This is a genomic window from Halobacteriovorax sp., from assembly GCF_048381875.1.
In the GTDB taxonomy this organism is placed as follows: domain Bacteria; phylum Bdellovibrionota; class Bacteriovoracia; order Bacteriovoracales; family Bacteriovoracaceae; genus Halobacteriovorax_A; species Halobacteriovorax_A vibrionivorans.
In genome coordinates this window covers 683,754-698,850 of sequence record NZ_JBLXBP010000002.1, presented here as the reverse complement: position 1 = coordinate 698,850, position 15,097 = coordinate 683,754, and the positions used below count along the sequence as shown (strand labels likewise).

Sequence of the window (15,097 nt, the reverse complement as noted above, 5' to 3'; positions counted from 1 at the left end):
TCTGAATAGGGCGCTCGCCTCAATGATGGTAGTCTGCAACGGCCATCTCCCAAAACAACGTTCAAGATAGAAAGGCCTAGGTAGAACCTAGGCCAAAAGTCTTTTTTATTTTGAATGATTAATTAGAAGTATTCTTTTAGAAATTTAATTTCAGATCTTTCTGGACCGAAGGCAATGATTCCAACTGGGATTTCAATCGCCTCTTCAATTAGTGCGATATAATCTTTTACTTCTTTTGAAAGCTCACCTTTGAAGTCATCGTTAAAACCAGCAACTTCTTTAAGAATTGGTTTAACTTTTGAAAGATCAATTCCTGGATAGGCACAATCGATTGTACGTCCTTCGTACTCATATCCTGTACAAACTTGAAGTGGTCCCATCTCACTTAGAACATCAAGCTTAGTCAGCGCAATGGAAGTTAAGTTTGAGCATTTAACAGAGTATTTTAGAAGAGGAAGGTCAAGCCATCCACATCTTCTCTTACGTCCTGTTGTCGCTCCAAATTCTCCACCTTTAGTTTGAATATCTTCACCCATTTGATCAAATAATTCAGTAGGGAATGGACCTTCTCCAACTCTAGTAGTGTAGGCTTTTGTAATCCCTAGAACTTCTTCAACGGTACCACCTGGAAGTCCCGCTCCAGAGTAAATTCCTGCATAAGCAGTTGAAGATGATGTAACAAATGGATATGAACCAAAGTCGATATCAAGAAGAACACCTTGTGCGCCTTCAAAAAGAATCTTCTTACCAGCGCGCTTTGCTTCATCAAGGAAGCTAAATGTATCGCAAACAAATGGTTCAAGTTCTTTAGCAAGACTCATAAGTCTTTCTACTTCTTCTTCAACACTTGGGTATTCACACTCATATAATTTAGTGAAAAGAGTTTCTTTTTCTAAAAGGTTTGCCTTTAGCTTTTCAGTTAAAACTTCTTTGTCGAAAAGGTCTTTTACTTTGATCCCTTTTCTTGAAATTTTATCTTCATAAGCTGGGCCAATTCCTTTTCCTGTTGTTCCGATTTTTACTGGACCTTTGGCCTCACGTTGCCCGTCAAGAAGACGGTTATAAAAAGTGATAACAGAGGTATTCGAAGAAATCTTAAGTTTCTCAGGAGTAACAGTTAGACCAGAGTTTTTAACATTTTCTATTTCTTTAGAGAATGCTTCTGGATCTAGAACAACACCATGGCCAATAACTGAGACACAGTGATCGTGTAAAATTCCTGAAGGAATCAAGTGTAGTACCACTTTCTTTTCACCAACAATGATCGTGTGACCAGCGTTGTTTCCTCCTTGGTAGCGAACAACAACATCGCATTTTAATCCAAGTAGATCAGTGATTTTTCCTTTTCCTTCATCTCCCCATTGAGAACCAATAATCGCAAGTGATTTCATAATTAAGCTTTAACCTCGTGTAGTAAATTATCATTTAAAAAGTATTCTTTAAGTTGATTTACTGCCATTTCTCCAACTCTTAATTGTGCTTCATCTGTTGCAGCACCTAGGTGAGGAGTTAATACGAGATTTGGGATTTGGCGTAGGGGAGAGTCTTCTTCAAGTGGCTCTGTTGCAAATACATCAAAGCCAGCTGCTTTTAGCTTACCTTCTTTAAGAGCACTAACAAGGTCTTCCTCGTTAACAATTCCTCCGCGAGAAGCATTAACTAAAATAGCATGAGACTGCATTTTATTAAATAAGTCCTTGTTGATCATTCCTTTCGTCTCTTCCATTAGAGGAGTATGAAGTGTAATGATGTCACAAGTTTCAAAAATTTCTTCTACTGATTGGGCCTTTGATACGTATGCTAGATCACTTGATTCACAAAATGGATCAAAGAATTTAACTTCTGGTTCAAAACCTTGAAGTCTTTTAGCAACGATCTTTCCAATTTGACCAAAACCAACGATACCAACTTTCTTATTTGTTAGCTCATTTCCTGTGTACTTTGATTTGTCCCAACCACCGTTTTTCATTGTGGCATCTGCTGCAGCAGTATGTCTAAGAACAGTCATCATAAGAGCAACGGCGTGCTCCGCTGCCGAGTTATTATTTGCACCTGGAGTGTTAGAAACTTTTACCCCACGCTCACCACATTTAACTTTATCGATATTATCTGTACCAGCTCCAGCACGAATAACGTACTTAAGATTTGGTGCTAGCTCTAAGTATTCTTCTTGAACCTTTGTAGCAGAGCGGATAACAAGAGCGCTTGCTTTTGGAAGAAGTTCTTTAATCTCATCTTGAGTTAATTTTGCTTTTGGATGTACGTCAAATTCACTTACAGCTTGTAATGATGCAAATACGTCAGCATCCATTCCGTCACATACGACAATAAATGGTTTCACAAAGGCCTCCATAGCTTTTTGAAGTTTTCTTAGTTGTGCTGCGATTATAGAACGTTGGCCACTACATGTAACCCTATTATTGGCAACTTTTTGTAAGTTGCCTTTTAGTTTTTCATTAGAAATAATTATTAAATGCGAAAATTATTAGAAATACTTATATTAAGCCTATTAACACTAAGTGCCGTGGCCGCAATTCCAGAGGGATACTTCGTGGACCACGAAAAGCTAATTAAGGATTACCGAATTGAGAAACAATACAATCCTAATGATTTTCTCACTTATATGCTTTCTGAAAATCCAGCAGTTCCCACTGAGCAAGTGATTCAGATTGCTTATGAAACAATCACTCTTGCTGAGTGTTTTAAAGTGGATGCAAAGCTTTTTGTGGCCCTCATGAGAATGGAGTCAAATTTTGATATGACGGCCATTTCCCACACCGGAGCAGTGGGATTAACACAATTTACTTCTATTGGTGCCCAAGAAGTCTCTGACCAACTAGGGGAGAGAGGCCCGCGATATGCGAATTCTCGCAATACTAATTATTTAAACGATATTATTGGAAATTGCACTGATCAGTGGCAGCAGCTTTGGTTGAGAGAGCGTGGCTGGAGCAATCAGAAAGAATTATTCTTAGAAGATGTTCAGCTTTCTATCGTCTACGGCATGATTCTTTTAAAGGTCTTTTTGGCCAAGAATTATGAGCAAGACCTAATGGATAATTATTATCAAGCGTTAGTGGACTATAATGGGGAGCCAGGGGATCGTAAATATTGGTATGCTCGTACAATTTTGAAGTTTTACGATGAAATCTAATTTTATTCATGCTAGAAATCTCTTATGAAAAATATTCAAGTTATTAAAGCCGATATTACAACTCTAGATGTGGACGTTATTGTTAATGCCGCAAACTCTGAACTCAAGGCCGGTGGTGGTGTTGATGGCGCTATTCACGCAGCTTGCGGTGAGGAGTTAGAAAAGGAATTAAGTGAAATGGGAGGTTGCCCTGTAGGGGAGGCCCGCTTAACAAAGGCATTTAATATTCCTGCTGAATTTATCATCCACGCTGTCGGTCCTAAATGGGAAGGTGGCAATAACGGTGAGTCAGCACTACTTGAAAAATGTTATATCTATGCACTCTCACTTGCCCAAGAAAATGAGTGTAAGTCCATTGCTTTTCCATGTATCTCTACAGGGATCTTTGGTTACCCTAAGATTGAAGCGGCCATTACAGCAACTTCTGCTGTAAAGAGTTTTGATGGAATCGATTCTTTTGATGATGTGATCTTTTGTTGCTTTGATGATGAAAGTTACGAGATCTATCAGACAATATTGTGATCTTAAAAATTCTTGAGTATCTTTACTGAACTTCATTTTAGAATTTTTCTAAATAGCTGATAAGATGTGTGTAGAACAACGCTACAGAGGCACATATGTCAAAATTTAGAAAATTGTTCACTTATTCTCTTATTCCAATTTCATTAATTGTTCTCATCGCTTGTCTTGGAAGAGGACATAATCTTAGAACAACAAGTTCAGAAGTTGTGAAAACTAATGAAGGTGCAATGGCAGTTGATCGCTCTCCGGCCAGTACCTATGTTGAAGGTGTTGAAAGCCTCACTATTGGAAATTACTTTGACATTACAAATGATAATTCTAAAGAGGATACAGATGGCTTTATTCAGGAAGGAGCATGGTTTCAGGATGAACTTCGTGGCTCCGGAGGCAGTATTTCTCGCTATTCAGTAGACCCAACGGCACAAAGTATTTATCTAACAGATCAACTAGGTGATTCGACTTATTGTATATGGCTTTATCGAGTAACATCTCCTGATGCAACCGAAAGTGCATTTGTGGATATCTTTGATGGAACTGAACAAATTGGAGTGGCCAGCGTGAATATGTCATTACCGACGGATCGCAAAGGCTGGTATCCTCTTGGCGAGTTTACATTTACCAATGAACAAGAAGCTAAGGTCATTGTTTATAAAGGTATTGAAGATCTCAAAAAATTACGAGCTGATGAAGTTCGCTTCTCTCGTCTAGAAGAGAATGAAGATTGTCAGGGAAGAAAATATGTTAACGTGAATAAAGAAGCGGTGATCTTTGCCAAAGGAATGGATGAGAAATCATTTACTAGTAATGATGGGTATCGTGAATATGGTGATTGGCAGGAGAGTAATCTTAAAGGCTATCAAGAAAGCACGGTGCGAATGAGTGAGGATGAATACGCATACGCTATTTATAGCTTCATTCCTAAAAATAGAAATTACTGTATTGATATTTATCGAGTGACAACTATTGGCGGTCTCTCCAATGCTAAAGTGACTGTCTTTCAAGAGGATATAGAGATCTTCTCAAGGTTAATCAATTATAATATGAAATCAGGAAAAGGTGGTTGGTATCCACTTGGCAAACAAAGTGTTGAACCAGATACAATGGTTTCAGTTATATTGGAAAGAGATCCTCTGGACATCGGAATTTTATTATCCGATGCCGTGAGAATATATGAATGTAATTAAATTAAAATGTGATATGTGATGAATGCACCACCGTAGGCCAGAACTGTCATGTAACCGAACATGAGAAAGACATGTCCCCAACCGTCTGTTTCTCTTTTAACAATACCAAGTGTTGAAATACACTGCATGGCAAAGGCAAAGAAGATTAATAGTGACCAAGCTACGGCCGTATTAAAAACTGGTTTATTAGTGACTGGATCGATCTCTGATTGTAGGCGCTGTCTAAGAGTTGTGGACTCTTCATCGACATCACCAAGAGCATAGATTGTTCCAAGTGTAGAAACAAATAATTCTCTGGCCCCCATAGCAACAGTAATACCGACACCCATTTTCCAATTATATCCAAGTGGTTTAATTACTGGCTCAATTAGTTTTCCAAATTGCCCAATCGTTGAATGCTCAAGTGAGATCGAAGCAACTTCTGCATCAGTTTTTCCAACAAGTAGTTGTTCCGCTGGTTTTGGAAATGTTGAAAGAAACCAAATTACCATTGAAAGCCCAAGGATAATCGTTCCTGCTTTTTTCAAGAAAATTTTCCCTTTAAAAGTCATGGCCTTAAAAGCCGGCTTAAGAGTTGGAAGTTGATAGAGTGGTAGTTCAATAATAAATGAAGTCGTACTACCTTTATAAAGAGTTAGTCTAAATATCTTTGCAATAATTAAGGCCACAAAACTTCCTAGGAAATATAGGAAGAAGAATGAAAGTGCCTGTGAATTGAAGATTCCAAATATTGTTTTCTCTGGAACAAAAGTTCCGATTAAAAGAATATAAACAGGCAGTCTTGCTGAACAAGTAATAAGAGGAATCGTCATAAGTGTTGCAAGACGTTCCTTCTTATCTGAGATTGTTCTCGTTGCCATAATTGCAGGTACAGAACAAGCAAATCCAGAAAGGTAAGGAAGGAATGCTTTTCCATTTAGTCCAAAGTATGACATTGCACGGTCAGTAATAATTGAAGCACGAGAAATATATCCACTTTGTTCTAAAAGGCTTAGTAAGAAGAAGAGGATCATAATCTGTGGTAGGAAGATAATAACCCCACCAACTCCAGCGATAACACCATCAACAATAAAGCTATTGAGCATGCCTGGAGGAAGTATTGAACTTACGTATTCACCAAAAGCTCCCACGCCACCATCGATGAGATCCATTGCTGGACCTGACCAAGTATAGATTGAGTGAAAGATTAAATAGAAAACGGCCAGGAAGATAACTCCACCTAGAATTGGATGAAGAACAATATGGTCAATCTTATTTGATAATTGAATTAGTCCTTTATTCTTTCCTATTGCATATGATGCTTTTAGATCACGTGCTTCTCTTTGATACTTTTCAATATTTGAAAGAGCTGCAACTTCATTTTCTAGTTGAATATGTTCTTCTTCCTCAAAGTTAACACTAAAAGGATTGTACTCTGTTGATTCATTTGAAAGTTGAATTTTATTAACTGGAGTTAATACAGAAGCTGATGCATTTTCTCTTATGAATTGATCGACAGTGGCACTGCTATCTCTCATTGTTGAGAACTTTAAATAAGGAACACCAAGGTGCTGACCAATTTTATCAAAGTCATAATTCTTTGCGATATCAAGATCAATCTTATTAAAGATAACTTTTATCTTTCCACCGAAGAGATCCTTCATAGCAAGAGTTAATGAAAGAGAAGAGTCTAGACGTGCACAGTCCACAACGCAAACAACATCGTGAAACTCTGTTACTTGGTTATTTCTTCCAATTAGAGTTGAAGTTGTAACGGCTTCATCAATTGATGAAGGAACTAGAGAATAGATCCCTGGAAGGTCGACAATAGCAAGCTGTTCTTCATGACGAGAGTTTGAAATAAGTCCCGCTGTTGCAGTATCAACAGTAATACCATTGTAATTTGCAACTTTTCTATTTGCTCCTGAGAGCATATTGAAGATGGCAGATTTTCCAGAGTTTGCTGGCCCTATAAGTAGCGTCTTTTTCATTATTGCATTTCCTCTACGTTAATGAAGCTTGCTTCACTTAGACGAAGAGCAACTGTTTCACCATCTGTTAATCTTAGAGTTAAAGGAGAGCCAAGAAATGAAGGAGCAACAATATAAACTGAATCACCAGGTAGGATACCTAAACCAGTCATTATTGTTTTGTGCTTAAGCTCGTTGCTAAAAGATAGTATCTTTACGCTTGCGCCTTTCTTTGCCTTCGATAAAACCATAGTATTCTCCATTTGTCTGAACGGGCTTACTATAGTTTCATTAGTCAAACTTGTCTAGGAATTTACTGAAAATTGTGCAACGTTCTAGTCGCGGTAAAAGGCGTCTGTAAAGTGTGCTATGAGTGAGTCTAGAACATGTTCTCCAAGTTCAAGCTGACGATAAGTGACTCCCGTCAGGTCAAAGATGCGACGAGCGATGCGATTTGTTTCTGATCCAGCATGCTTATCTTGTAAGTATACGACTTCCTTGATCTTTGAAGAGGCAAGTAGCTTGGCACATTCATGACATGGAAAGAGTGTCACGTAGCAAGTTGTATTAGCGAGTGGGCGGTTAGAGTGAAGGATAGCATTTGCTTCCGCATGAACAACGTAGCCATATTTTTGATGCTCAAGAGGTACTGTTCTCTCTTTTCCCCATGGAAGTTTCGACTCATCAATCCCTGCAACAAATCCGTTGTAACCAAAAGTTATTTGATGATTATTATCATCAACAAAGACACATCCAACTTTTGTGGCCGGATCCTTACTCTTATAACTGGCCATGATTGCTTGAAGCATGAAGTATTCATCCCAGTTTACAGCACTTTTAGTCTTGATGTGATTGATTGTTTTTTCCATGTCTGTTCTCATGGCCACAAGATTAGAAAATATTGCATTCATTGGCAACTTGTTAAGTCATAGAGGGTGGTGCAAAATATTGTAATGACAACTGAACACCGAAAGAATTTTTTATTATCTTCTATAAAAATGGCCATGGCGACTCTCTCAAGTCGCGTTCTGGGCTTTGCTCGTGAGATTTTGATGGCCAAATTATTTGGTGCTTCAGGTTTAACAGATGCCTATCAGATTGCTTTTCGAATTCCCAATATGCTTAGAGATCTCTTTGCTGAAGGAGCCTTTTCAGCTGCTTTTGTGCCAATTTTTACCAGTGCAAAAGTCGACGGGGATAAGCACGCCAGAACTTTATTATGGTCAATGGCCATTGTTCTCTTTAGTGTGACGGCCTTAATCTGTGGGCTTATTTTTATTTTCGCTCCTGAATTAATTCAGCTTCTTACTAATGAGTTGTTCACAAGGGACGCTAATCGCTTTGAGATGTCGATTCTCTTAACTCGTATGATGTCTCCTTTTTTGGCCTTTGTTTCTGTTGCTGCCTTATTTATGGGAGTTTTAAATACTTATCGTATGTTCTTTGCGCCAGCGATGGCACCAGCTTTCTTTAACGTTATTATGATTATCTCAATGGTAACCATGCCAAAGTTTTTAGAGGCCAGAGGACTTCATGCAATTGTCTCTCTTGGTATCGGTGTCCTTGTTGGTGGCTTTGTTCAAATGGCCATTCAGATTCCAATGCTTTTTAGTAAAGGACTTTTTAAAATTGAAAAGATTGATGTCTTCTCAAAAGATGTAAAAGAAATTTTAAAGCGTATGAGTATTGGAACAATTGGTGTTGCAGCAACGCAAATCAATTTACTTGTTTCAACATTTTTAGCTACAGGTACTGTTATCGGTGCCGTCTCATGGCTTCAATATGCTTTTCGTCTCTTTCAATTTCCAGTAGGAATCCTAGGGGTTTCAATTGGAAACTCAAATCTCGTTTATTTTTCTGAGTTGTGGAGAAGTGGAAATGAAGAAGATGCAAAAAAAGCACTACAAACAAGTTATATAACTAGTCTCTTTGTACTTATGCCGGCCATGGCCCTGATGTTTGCTCTTGCTCAAGATACTGTTGCAATCTCATTTCAAAGAGGAGCATTTGGGCTAGATGATACTAAGATGGTAACGGAGGCCCTTTACGCATATCTGATTGGTCTACCTTTTTATGGCCTATATAAAGTCTTCTCACCGAGTTTTTATACATTGGATAGGCCAAAGATTCCTGTAACGATTTCTTCAATTGCAGTACTTATTAATATTATTTTTTGTATTTCACTTGTTGAAACTTATGGCTTTAAAATTCTTGCAATGGGAACTTCTGTTTCAATGATCTTTATCATCGTTACTCAGTCAGTACTTTTATTTCGCATGCTAAATTTAGAGTTAACATTCTTTTTTCCAATTAGATTTTTTAAAATTTGCTTATGCGCTGTCGCTGCTTTTTTTACAGCATCTTATTTACGTTCCTTTTTTCCATTGAATATTTTTTCTACTGTGGATAACCTTGGTGCATTTAGTATAAGTGCATTAGGAGGGGGATTAGCTTATCTTATTGCGCTAAGTGTCTTAGGTGATTACGTTTTAATTCAGCGCTTCTTAAATAAGCTTCTTCGTCGAAAGTAGTCCTATGTCGTTAGAATTTTATTAGTTTCTTACATTATTTGCCTTGCTTCACCGCTTGCAAGTCGTTAAACTTAAGAAGATTATATATTTGGAGCATTAAATGAGAACAAACTTTGAAACACTCGAAAATTTAGCGAGTCATACAATTAATACACTTAAAGAGAAAGGTGTTATTGAGTTCGATATTTCAAATCGCGAGAAACTTATCGAAGCAATGGCAACTGAGTTTGGTGTAGCGCTTGCAACTGACGAAGATATTCGTGACCAAGCAATTGAAGAAGTTGAAGAGAAAATGGGTGTAGATAATATGCCTGAAGATGTAACTGAGTCAGAAATGTTTAATCACGCTCGTAAAGAAATCATTAAGTCTTTTAGTGGTGAAAATATTGGTGGCCTTTACTTAGTAGAGTCTCTTCATAATATTGCAAAGAGAATGACAAGATTCTTAATTGACTGTGAATTCATCGATGACGTTTTCGGAACGGACGAAGAGATTCACAACTTCTTAGTACAAAATATTAGAACTTTTAGAAGTCGTTAATATTAGAAAGGCTCCGAAAGGAGCCTTTTTTATTTCTGTTTTTTGATGTGATGTAGCGCTTGCTCAAAAAACGGTCCCTCAAGTAGACCATTTAAAACCGAGCTTTCACTTTCTAATATCACAATCCCATCATCAACTTTTAATAAGGCAGCATCGTAGTAGACACGAAGCTCGTGAGCTTTGGTTGCGGTTCCTTCCACCCTAAGAGTTTCGATCCCTTGGTCTAGTAGCTCTTTAAAGGAAGTTGGTTCATGAATAATGGAAGTGTCTTTATCGAAGACAAGTTGATTTTTAATTGCAAGTTGTTCAAAAGCATCTTGCAGGTCTTTGTATTCTTCTGTTGAAAAACTAAAGCGCGACTGCCACTCGTAGCGTGTGTCAGTTCTTTCAAATATTTTTAATTCATCTTCGTTAGTTGTTAATGTCCACCAAGGTGGTACGGGAATTTCTAATCCAAAAAATGGGAAGGGGATAGCATCTTTTAGGGCCACTTCCTTTTCACCTTTAATAACAAAGGCAGCATAAGTGGCAAAAATTAAGACGCAAATGAGAAGGATCCACCAAAATGTATTACTCATACCCGACAATTTAGCCTGTCTTTTTGTCTTCGTAAACGTAATATTAATCAGTTAAATCAGTAGTTTATAAAAAAAGTCGCCGTAATGCTTAAGTTTTATTCATATTCTGTCGTTAAGAAGATGAGGATTGTTAAAGTTTTTATGGAGAAAACTATGAAGTTAAGACTTATTAGCGCAAAGAGCATCTTGTTAGCAGCACTGATGTTCAACACATATGCTGAAATCGATATCAGCGATTGTATCTATTTAAGAGACAATGGCTATGAAGATGATGCAGCGGCATGTGTAACCAGAGCTTCTCGAGGTGGTTCAGACAACGGTGACTTCTGTGTGGAATGTTTACCTAAACTACCAGAAAGAAACGAGTGGGCAGAAGTCGCTAAAGTTGCAATCCCTTCTCTTGCTGCTATGGGAAGTGTTTATTTTCAATCAAAACACGCTGCTGATTCACAAGAAGCGTGGGCAAATTCTTTTGAAAACGGAATTAAGTCATGTCATGGCTCAATCGACTCATATCATAACTACAACCTAGAAAGAGGGGCAAACCCAATCCTTCCAGATGAGCAATCAAATATGCTCAATTCATGTAATGGTTACGGTTATGGTGCATATGCTGGTGGTCTTGGACTTACTGGTGGAATGTTTGGTGGTGTAGGAAATGGCTGGCTAGGTCAAGGTTACACAGGTGGCTTCCTTGGTGGAATGGCCGGACCAAACTTCGGTGGAGGAATCTACGGCGGTGGAGGATTTGGCATGGGTGGATACCCTGGAATGGGTGGAATGGGTAACGGCTTTGGTGGCGGTTACCAAGCAAATGTTTATATGAATCCACTAGGATCTCTTGCAGGATCAGCTCTTGCTGGACTTCTTACAGGTGGTAACGCAGGTTTCGGAATCGGTATTAATGGCGGTGTCGGAATGAATGGTGGTATGGGAATGGGTGGATACCCAGGAATGTACCCTGGCGGAAATATCTACGGTGGTATGTATCCAGGATTTGGAATGGGTGCAGGTATGGGTATGGGCATGGGTGGCTACCCATATGGAGCTGGATTTGGATCTGGTTTCGGCTCAGGTTTTGGTGCTAATTTCGGAATGGGAATGGGCAACGGAATGGGTGTTGGAATGTATCCAGGAATGTCTGGTTACCCTGGAGCTGGAGCCGGTGCAGGCTTTGGACTTAATATTGGAATCGGTGCTTATCCGGGAATGAATACAGGTGGAGCGTGGGGAATGTACCCAGGTTCTGGAATGGGAATGTATCCAGGAGCAGGTGTTAATGCAGGATTCAACTTAGGTTGGGGTATTAACGGCGGTGCTGGAGCCGGAGGTTATCCAGGAATGTATCCAGGTGGTGTTGCTGGCGGAGGCTGGGGCGTCAATGGAGGCGGAAACTGGGGTGGAAACGGTGGAGTTTATCCAACTTATCCAGCACCAGGACAATATCCAGGAGCCGGTGGTAACGGAAACTGGGGAATTAACACTGGTGGAAACTGGGGCGGAAATGGAGGCGGAAATATGGCCTGCATGTGTATCTCTGCACCATGTTCATGTGGTAACACTTACCCAGGTGGAAATGGTAATATCAACGGTGGCTGGGGCGTTAATGGCGGCTGGGCCGGCGGAGGTAATGGTAACTGGGGCGCTGGAAACAACGGTGGCTGGGGAGTCAACGGTGGAACAAGCTGGGGTCTAAATGGTAACGCTGGCGGTGGCTGGGGTGCTAATGGAAACTGGGGTGTTAATGGTGGAGGAAACTCTGCATACCAAACACAACAATTCCAAAGCTATATTAATGGACTACAGGGACAAGCTGTTGCTCAAGGTAACTACCAAAACCAAGCAACTGCAATGTATGCAAATCAGGCCCTTTATAGAAATTTACAGAATGCTCAGCAGAATATCTATGCTAATAATTACTCTGGAATGTATAACTCTGGTGTAAATTACGGCTCAATGGCCGGTGGAGCACTTAATGGTCAATTCAGTATTGGTGTCCAAGGTGGCGCTGGAATGAATTGGGGAATGAACTAGATTCTTTGACAAAAGATAGAGAGATATAAGATTTAAAAGCCTCCTGTATGGGAGGCTTTTTTGCGTTGGGCGCACAAATAAAAAAAGAGCTTATTAAGCTCTTTGTATTGCGTTTTTGGCGAACTGAGAAACCTAAAGGTTTCTCTCTCGTATATACCCTCATTTCAAACGAAGGACGTACAAATAAAAAAAGAGCTTATTAAGCTCTTTTTTTATTTGTTATGCATGAGAACTTTGATTGTGCCGCGGAAAACGACTTCGATCTTATTGGCATCCAGGTTCTTTTCAACTAAACCAGGGCCAAAAGTTGGGTGGCCGATAACATCACCAATTTCAAATTTTTGGCGAATATTGTACTTGATTGGATCACCATCAAGCTTTGCCATTGCATCTTCCCAAATGTTGATAATTTTATCTTCAGTAGAAACACGCTTCTTTCTAGTTCCTGCCTTCTTACGAGCAGCACTTGGAGAAGCTACTTTTTTAGCTTTGTATGCGTGAGTTGACTTACATGTATTACACAGAACTTTATGTGGAGTTTCTGTATCTTTCATTGCTACGATTAAATGAGCAAGATCGAGTTTACATTTGCTACAATATGTTACAATTTCCTTACCAACACCTAGTTTTGACATTTACCTCTTCCTTTTAATGATCTGATCAATTTAATGGGGAATAGTGTTAAAGTAAAGAGAATAAAAGGTTATATGTAGATAATTATAATGAAGAAAAATACTTTACAGCTTCTTGAAAAAGCAAAACATTTACCAACGAAATCCGGCTGCTATTTGATGAAACGCAAGCGAGCAGGCGTCGAAGAGATCCTCTATATTGGTAAAGCGAAGAATCTTAGAGCGAGAGTTTCTAGTTATTTTAATAGTTCAGAGAAGTCACCGAAAACACAGATCCTAGTCTCTCATATTCAGGACTTTGATTTCATCATGACTAAGACTGATGCTGAAGCATATATCTTAGAAAATAACTTAATTAAAAAGCATATACCTAAGTATAATATTCAATTAAAAGACGATAAGAGTTATCCCTATATTCAAATCGATCTCAATGAAAAGTTTCCACGACTAGTTTATACTCGAAGACCTAAGAGAAAGAAGAAGGTTCGCCTTTTTGGTCCTTTCACCACAGGTAGTAATATTCACAAGATTTCTCGTATTTTAACCAAGTCATTTACATTGAGAGACTGTTCAATTGAGGAGATGCGCAGACGAAAAAGGCCGTGCCTTATCTATCAAATGCGACAATGTTCTGCTCCTTGTGTGGATTATATTTCACGTGAAGATTATGAGGTTGATTTAAATAATGTGATTAATTTCTTTGAGGGAAGAAGTAGTCAGGTTTTAAAAACTCTTGAAGAGAGAATGTTTAAGGAAGCTGAAAAAGAGCATTTTGAACGTGCTGCTGAAATCCGCGATAGCATTGAAGAATTAAAAGAATTCTCAAAGGCCTATCAAAAACAAAATGTAGAATTATCTACTGAGAAAGACTTTGATATTGCCGCTTATCATGTGGGAGAGCTAGAAGTCGATATTTCTATTTATATGATGAGATCGGGAATTTTATTAGGACATAAGAACTTTCATTTTGGGAAAGGGGATAGTGACAAAGAGAATCACGAACTTTTTCAAACATTCCTATTTCAGTACTATTCTAATACTAAAGAAAAACTTCCAAGTCGCATTTATATCGACGAGAAAAAGAATGATCTTGCAATGATTAGCGAGGCTTTTAAAGAGGTTGTGGACGAAGAAATAGAAGTTCAAAAGCCAATTGGAAAAATGAAGTCCCTTTATGAATTAACGTATGATCATGCAAAAGAGCATCAGCGCTTTCGCGTTAAAAATATGGATGGCCCTTGGATCGGTTTAAATAAGTTAAAGGAACTTTTAAAACTAAAAGAGACACCAAAGATTTTAGAATGTTTTGATGTTGCCATTTGGCAAGGTAAGTCTCCAACTGCTTCTCAAATCGTTTTTCGCGATGGAAAACCCGATAAGACTCAATACCGTTACTACCATTTGGAAGAGAGGCCTGAAGGTAATAACGACTTTGCTATGATGAGAGAAGTTCTCGCAAGAAGGCTTAAGAAAGGAAAGCTACCTGATGTTTTTATTGTCGATGGTGGTAAAGGGCAGGTTTCAAGCTTCTTAGCTGTTTTGGAAGATTTTGAATTAGATATTCCTGTTGTTGGAATTGCAAAAATAAAAACAAGTAAGAGTGAAACTTTTAAGGATAAAGAGGTTTCAAGTTCTGATGAGCGCTTAATTATTCCTAATCGCATTAATCCATATATTTTAAAGAAGACGCCTTCACTAATGAGAATTGTTGTTCAAATGAGAGATGAGGCCCATCGTTTTTCTCGTAAGCTACATCATAAGAAAGAAAAGGATCGAATTTTTACTTCATGGTTTGATGATATTGAGGGGATTGGAGAGAAGACTTTAAAAACTATTCACGAGAATATGGATTTAACTTTAAAAGAGCTTGCGCAATTATCTTTGATTGAAATTAGCCACAAGTTAAATGTGAAGGAGAGTATTGCTGAGAGAATTCAATTAAAACTTTTAAAAGAATTCCCTCAGAAATAGA

Annotated in this window: 14 protein-coding genes; 7 read left to right on the top strand and 7 right to left on the bottom strand. The window is 38.5% G+C overall.

The annotated features are described in order from the left end of the window. Nucleotides 1–122: 122 nt before the first annotated feature. Both ACN5L8_RS07675 and ACN5L8_RS07670 read right to left on the bottom strand, forming a co-directional pair. Nucleotides 123–1,391, bottom strand: a complete 1,269-nt coding sequence (locus tag ACN5L8_RS07675; RefSeq protein WP_115361983.1) for an adenylosuccinate synthase — start codon at nucleotides 1,389–1,391, stop codon at nucleotides 123–125. Nucleotides 1,392–1,393: 2 nt separating this feature from the next. Continuing rightward, on the bottom strand, nucleotides 1,394–2,341 hold the full coding sequence (locus tag ACN5L8_RS07670) for a hydroxyacid dehydrogenase (protein WP_158536870.1): 948 nt from the start codon (nucleotides 2,339–2,341) through the stop codon (nucleotides 1,394–1,396). 132 nt (nucleotides 2,342–2,473) lie between these two features. On the opposite strand from ACN5L8_RS07670, the gene ACN5L8_RS07665 reads away from it, so the two are divergent. The 3 genes from ACN5L8_RS07665 (at nucleotide 2,474) to ACN5L8_RS07655 (ending at nucleotide 4,860) form a co-directional block, all read left to right on the top strand. Then, the gene (locus ACN5L8_RS07665) at nucleotides 2,474–3,154 is read left to right on the top strand and encodes a transglycosylase SLT domain-containing protein (RefSeq protein ID WP_419168869.1); all 681 of its coding nucleotides are present in this window, start codon (nucleotides 2,474–2,476) and stop codon (nucleotides 3,152–3,154) included. A gap of 24 nt (nucleotides 3,155–3,178) precedes the next feature. After that, the gene (locus ACN5L8_RS07660; RefSeq protein WP_115361977.1) at nucleotides 3,179–3,676 is read left to right on the top strand and encodes a macro domain-containing protein; all 498 of its coding nucleotides are present in this window, start codon (nucleotides 3,179–3,181) and stop codon (nucleotides 3,674–3,676) included. Nucleotides 3,677–3,771: 95 nt separating this feature from the next. Then, nucleotides 3,772–4,860, top strand: coding sequence for a hypothetical protein (locus ACN5L8_RS07655; RefSeq protein WP_115361975.1), 1,089 nt, complete (start codon nucleotides 3,772–3,774; stop codon nucleotides 4,858–4,860). Here the strand turns inward: ACN5L8_RS07655 and feoB are convergent. From feoB to ACN5L8_RS07640, 3 genes are all read right to left on the bottom strand, one after another. Beyond that, nucleotides 4,857–6,830, bottom strand: coding sequence for a ferrous iron transport protein B (gene feoB, locus ACN5L8_RS07650; RefSeq protein WP_419172755.1), 1,974 nt, complete (start codon nucleotides 6,828–6,830; stop codon nucleotides 4,857–4,859). The genes ACN5L8_RS07655 and feoB overlap by 4 nt on opposite strands. Beyond that, nucleotides 6,830–7,060, bottom strand: a complete 231-nt coding sequence (locus ACN5L8_RS07645) for a FeoA family protein (protein ID WP_158536869.1) — start codon at nucleotides 7,058–7,060, stop codon at nucleotides 6,830–6,832. The genes feoB and ACN5L8_RS07645 overlap by 1 nt, the downstream gene beginning before the upstream one ends. Before the next feature lie 84 nt (nucleotides 7,061–7,144). Beyond that, nucleotides 7,145–7,720 (bottom strand): deoxycytidylate deaminase, encoded by a 576-nt coding sequence (locus ACN5L8_RS07640; RefSeq protein WP_419172754.1) that lies wholly within the window; start codon nucleotides 7,718–7,720, stop codon nucleotides 7,145–7,147. 42 nt (nucleotides 7,721–7,762) lie between these two features. Here ACN5L8_RS07640 and murJ point away from each other — a divergent pair, with 42 nt between their 5' ends. Next, a complete protein-coding gene (gene murJ, locus ACN5L8_RS07635; RefSeq protein WP_419172753.1) occupies nucleotides 7,763–9,340 on the top strand; it encodes a murein biosynthesis integral membrane protein MurJ in 1,578 nt (525 codons plus the stop codon). Nucleotides 9,341–9,440: 100 nt separating this feature from the next. After that, on the top strand, nucleotides 9,441–9,881 hold the full coding sequence (locus tag ACN5L8_RS07630) for a hypothetical protein (RefSeq protein WP_419172752.1): 441 nt from the start codon (nucleotides 9,441–9,443) through the stop codon (nucleotides 9,879–9,881). Between the two features lie 29 nt (nucleotides 9,882–9,910). Here ACN5L8_RS07630 and ACN5L8_RS07625 read toward each other — a convergent pair whose 3' ends face one another. Further along, nucleotides 9,911–10,459, bottom strand: coding sequence for a hypothetical protein (locus tag ACN5L8_RS07625; protein ID WP_334678792.1), 549 nt, complete (start codon nucleotides 10,457–10,459; stop codon nucleotides 9,911–9,913). A gap of 153 nt (nucleotides 10,460–10,612) precedes the next feature. Between ACN5L8_RS07625 and ACN5L8_RS07620 the strand changes: the two genes are divergently transcribed. Then, a complete protein-coding gene (locus ACN5L8_RS07620; protein ID WP_419172751.1) occupies nucleotides 10,613–12,493 on the top strand; it encodes a hypothetical protein in 1,881 nt (626 codons plus the stop codon). Between the two features lie 212 nt (nucleotides 12,494–12,705). Here ACN5L8_RS07620 and ACN5L8_RS07615 read toward each other — a convergent pair whose 3' ends face one another. Further along, the gene (locus ACN5L8_RS07615; protein ID WP_115361958.1) at nucleotides 12,706–13,128 is read right to left on the bottom strand and encodes a hypothetical protein; all 423 of its coding nucleotides are present in this window, start codon (nucleotides 13,126–13,128) and stop codon (nucleotides 12,706–12,708) included. Between the two features lie 87 nt (nucleotides 13,129–13,215). Here ACN5L8_RS07615 and uvrC point away from each other — a divergent pair, with 87 nt between their 5' ends. Continuing rightward, nucleotides 13,216–15,096 carry an excinuclease ABC subunit UvrC gene (gene uvrC, locus ACN5L8_RS07610; protein WP_115361956.1) on the top strand — a complete coding sequence of 627 codons (1,881 nt, stop codon included), beginning with the start codon at nucleotides 13,216–13,218 and terminating at the stop codon, nucleotides 15,094–15,096. Nucleotide 15,097 lies beyond the last annotated feature (1 nt).

What these genes read in the sequence shown, in the direction of transcription:
- ACN5L8_RS07665 (WP_419168869.1), top strand. Translation starts at nt 2,474, where the DNA reads ATGCGAAAATTATTAGAAATACTTATATTAAGCCTATTAACACTAAGT.
- ACN5L8_RS07645 (WP_158536869.1), bottom strand. Translation starts at nt 7,060, where the DNA reads ATGGTTTTATCGAAGGCAAAGAAAGGCGCAAGCGTAAAGATACTATCT.
- ACN5L8_RS07655 (WP_115361975.1), top strand. Translation starts at nt 3,772, where the DNA reads ATGTCAAAATTTAGAAAATTGTTCACTTATTCTCTTATTCCAATTTCA.
- feoB (WP_419172755.1), bottom strand. Translation starts at nt 6,830, where the DNA reads ATGAAAAAGACGCTACTTATAGGGCCAGCAAACTCTGGAAAATCTGCC.
- murJ (WP_419172753.1), top strand. Translation starts at nt 7,763, where the DNA reads ATGACAACTGAACACCGAAAGAATTTTTTATTATCTTCTATAAAAATG.
- ACN5L8_RS07625 (WP_334678792.1), bottom strand. Translation starts at nt 10,459, where the DNA reads ATGAGTAATACATTTTGGTGGATCCTTCTCATTTGCGTCTTAATTTTT.
- ACN5L8_RS07620 (WP_419172751.1), top strand. Translation starts at nt 10,613, where the DNA reads ATGAAGTTAAGACTTATTAGCGCAAAGAGCATCTTGTTAGCAGCACTG.
- ACN5L8_RS07630 (WP_419172752.1), top strand. Translation starts at nt 9,441, where the DNA reads ATGAGAACAAACTTTGAAACACTCGAAAATTTAGCGAGTCATACAATT.
- ACN5L8_RS07640 (WP_419172754.1), bottom strand. Translation starts at nt 7,720, where the DNA reads ATGAATGCAATATTTTCTAATCTTGTGGCCATGAGAACAGACATGGAA.
- uvrC (WP_115361956.1), top strand. Translation starts at nt 13,216, where the DNA reads ATGAAGAAAAATACTTTACAGCTTCTTGAAAAAGCAAAACATTTACCA.
- ACN5L8_RS07615 (WP_115361958.1), bottom strand. Translation starts at nt 13,128, where the DNA reads ATGTCAAAACTAGGTGTTGGTAAGGAAATTGTAACATATTGTAGCAAA.
- ACN5L8_RS07675 (WP_115361983.1), bottom strand. Translation starts at nt 1,391, where the DNA reads ATGAAATCACTTGCGATTATTGGTTCTCAATGGGGAGATGAAGGAAAA.
- ACN5L8_RS07660 (WP_115361977.1), top strand. Translation starts at nt 3,179, where the DNA reads ATGAAAAATATTCAAGTTATTAAAGCCGATATTACAACTCTAGATGTG.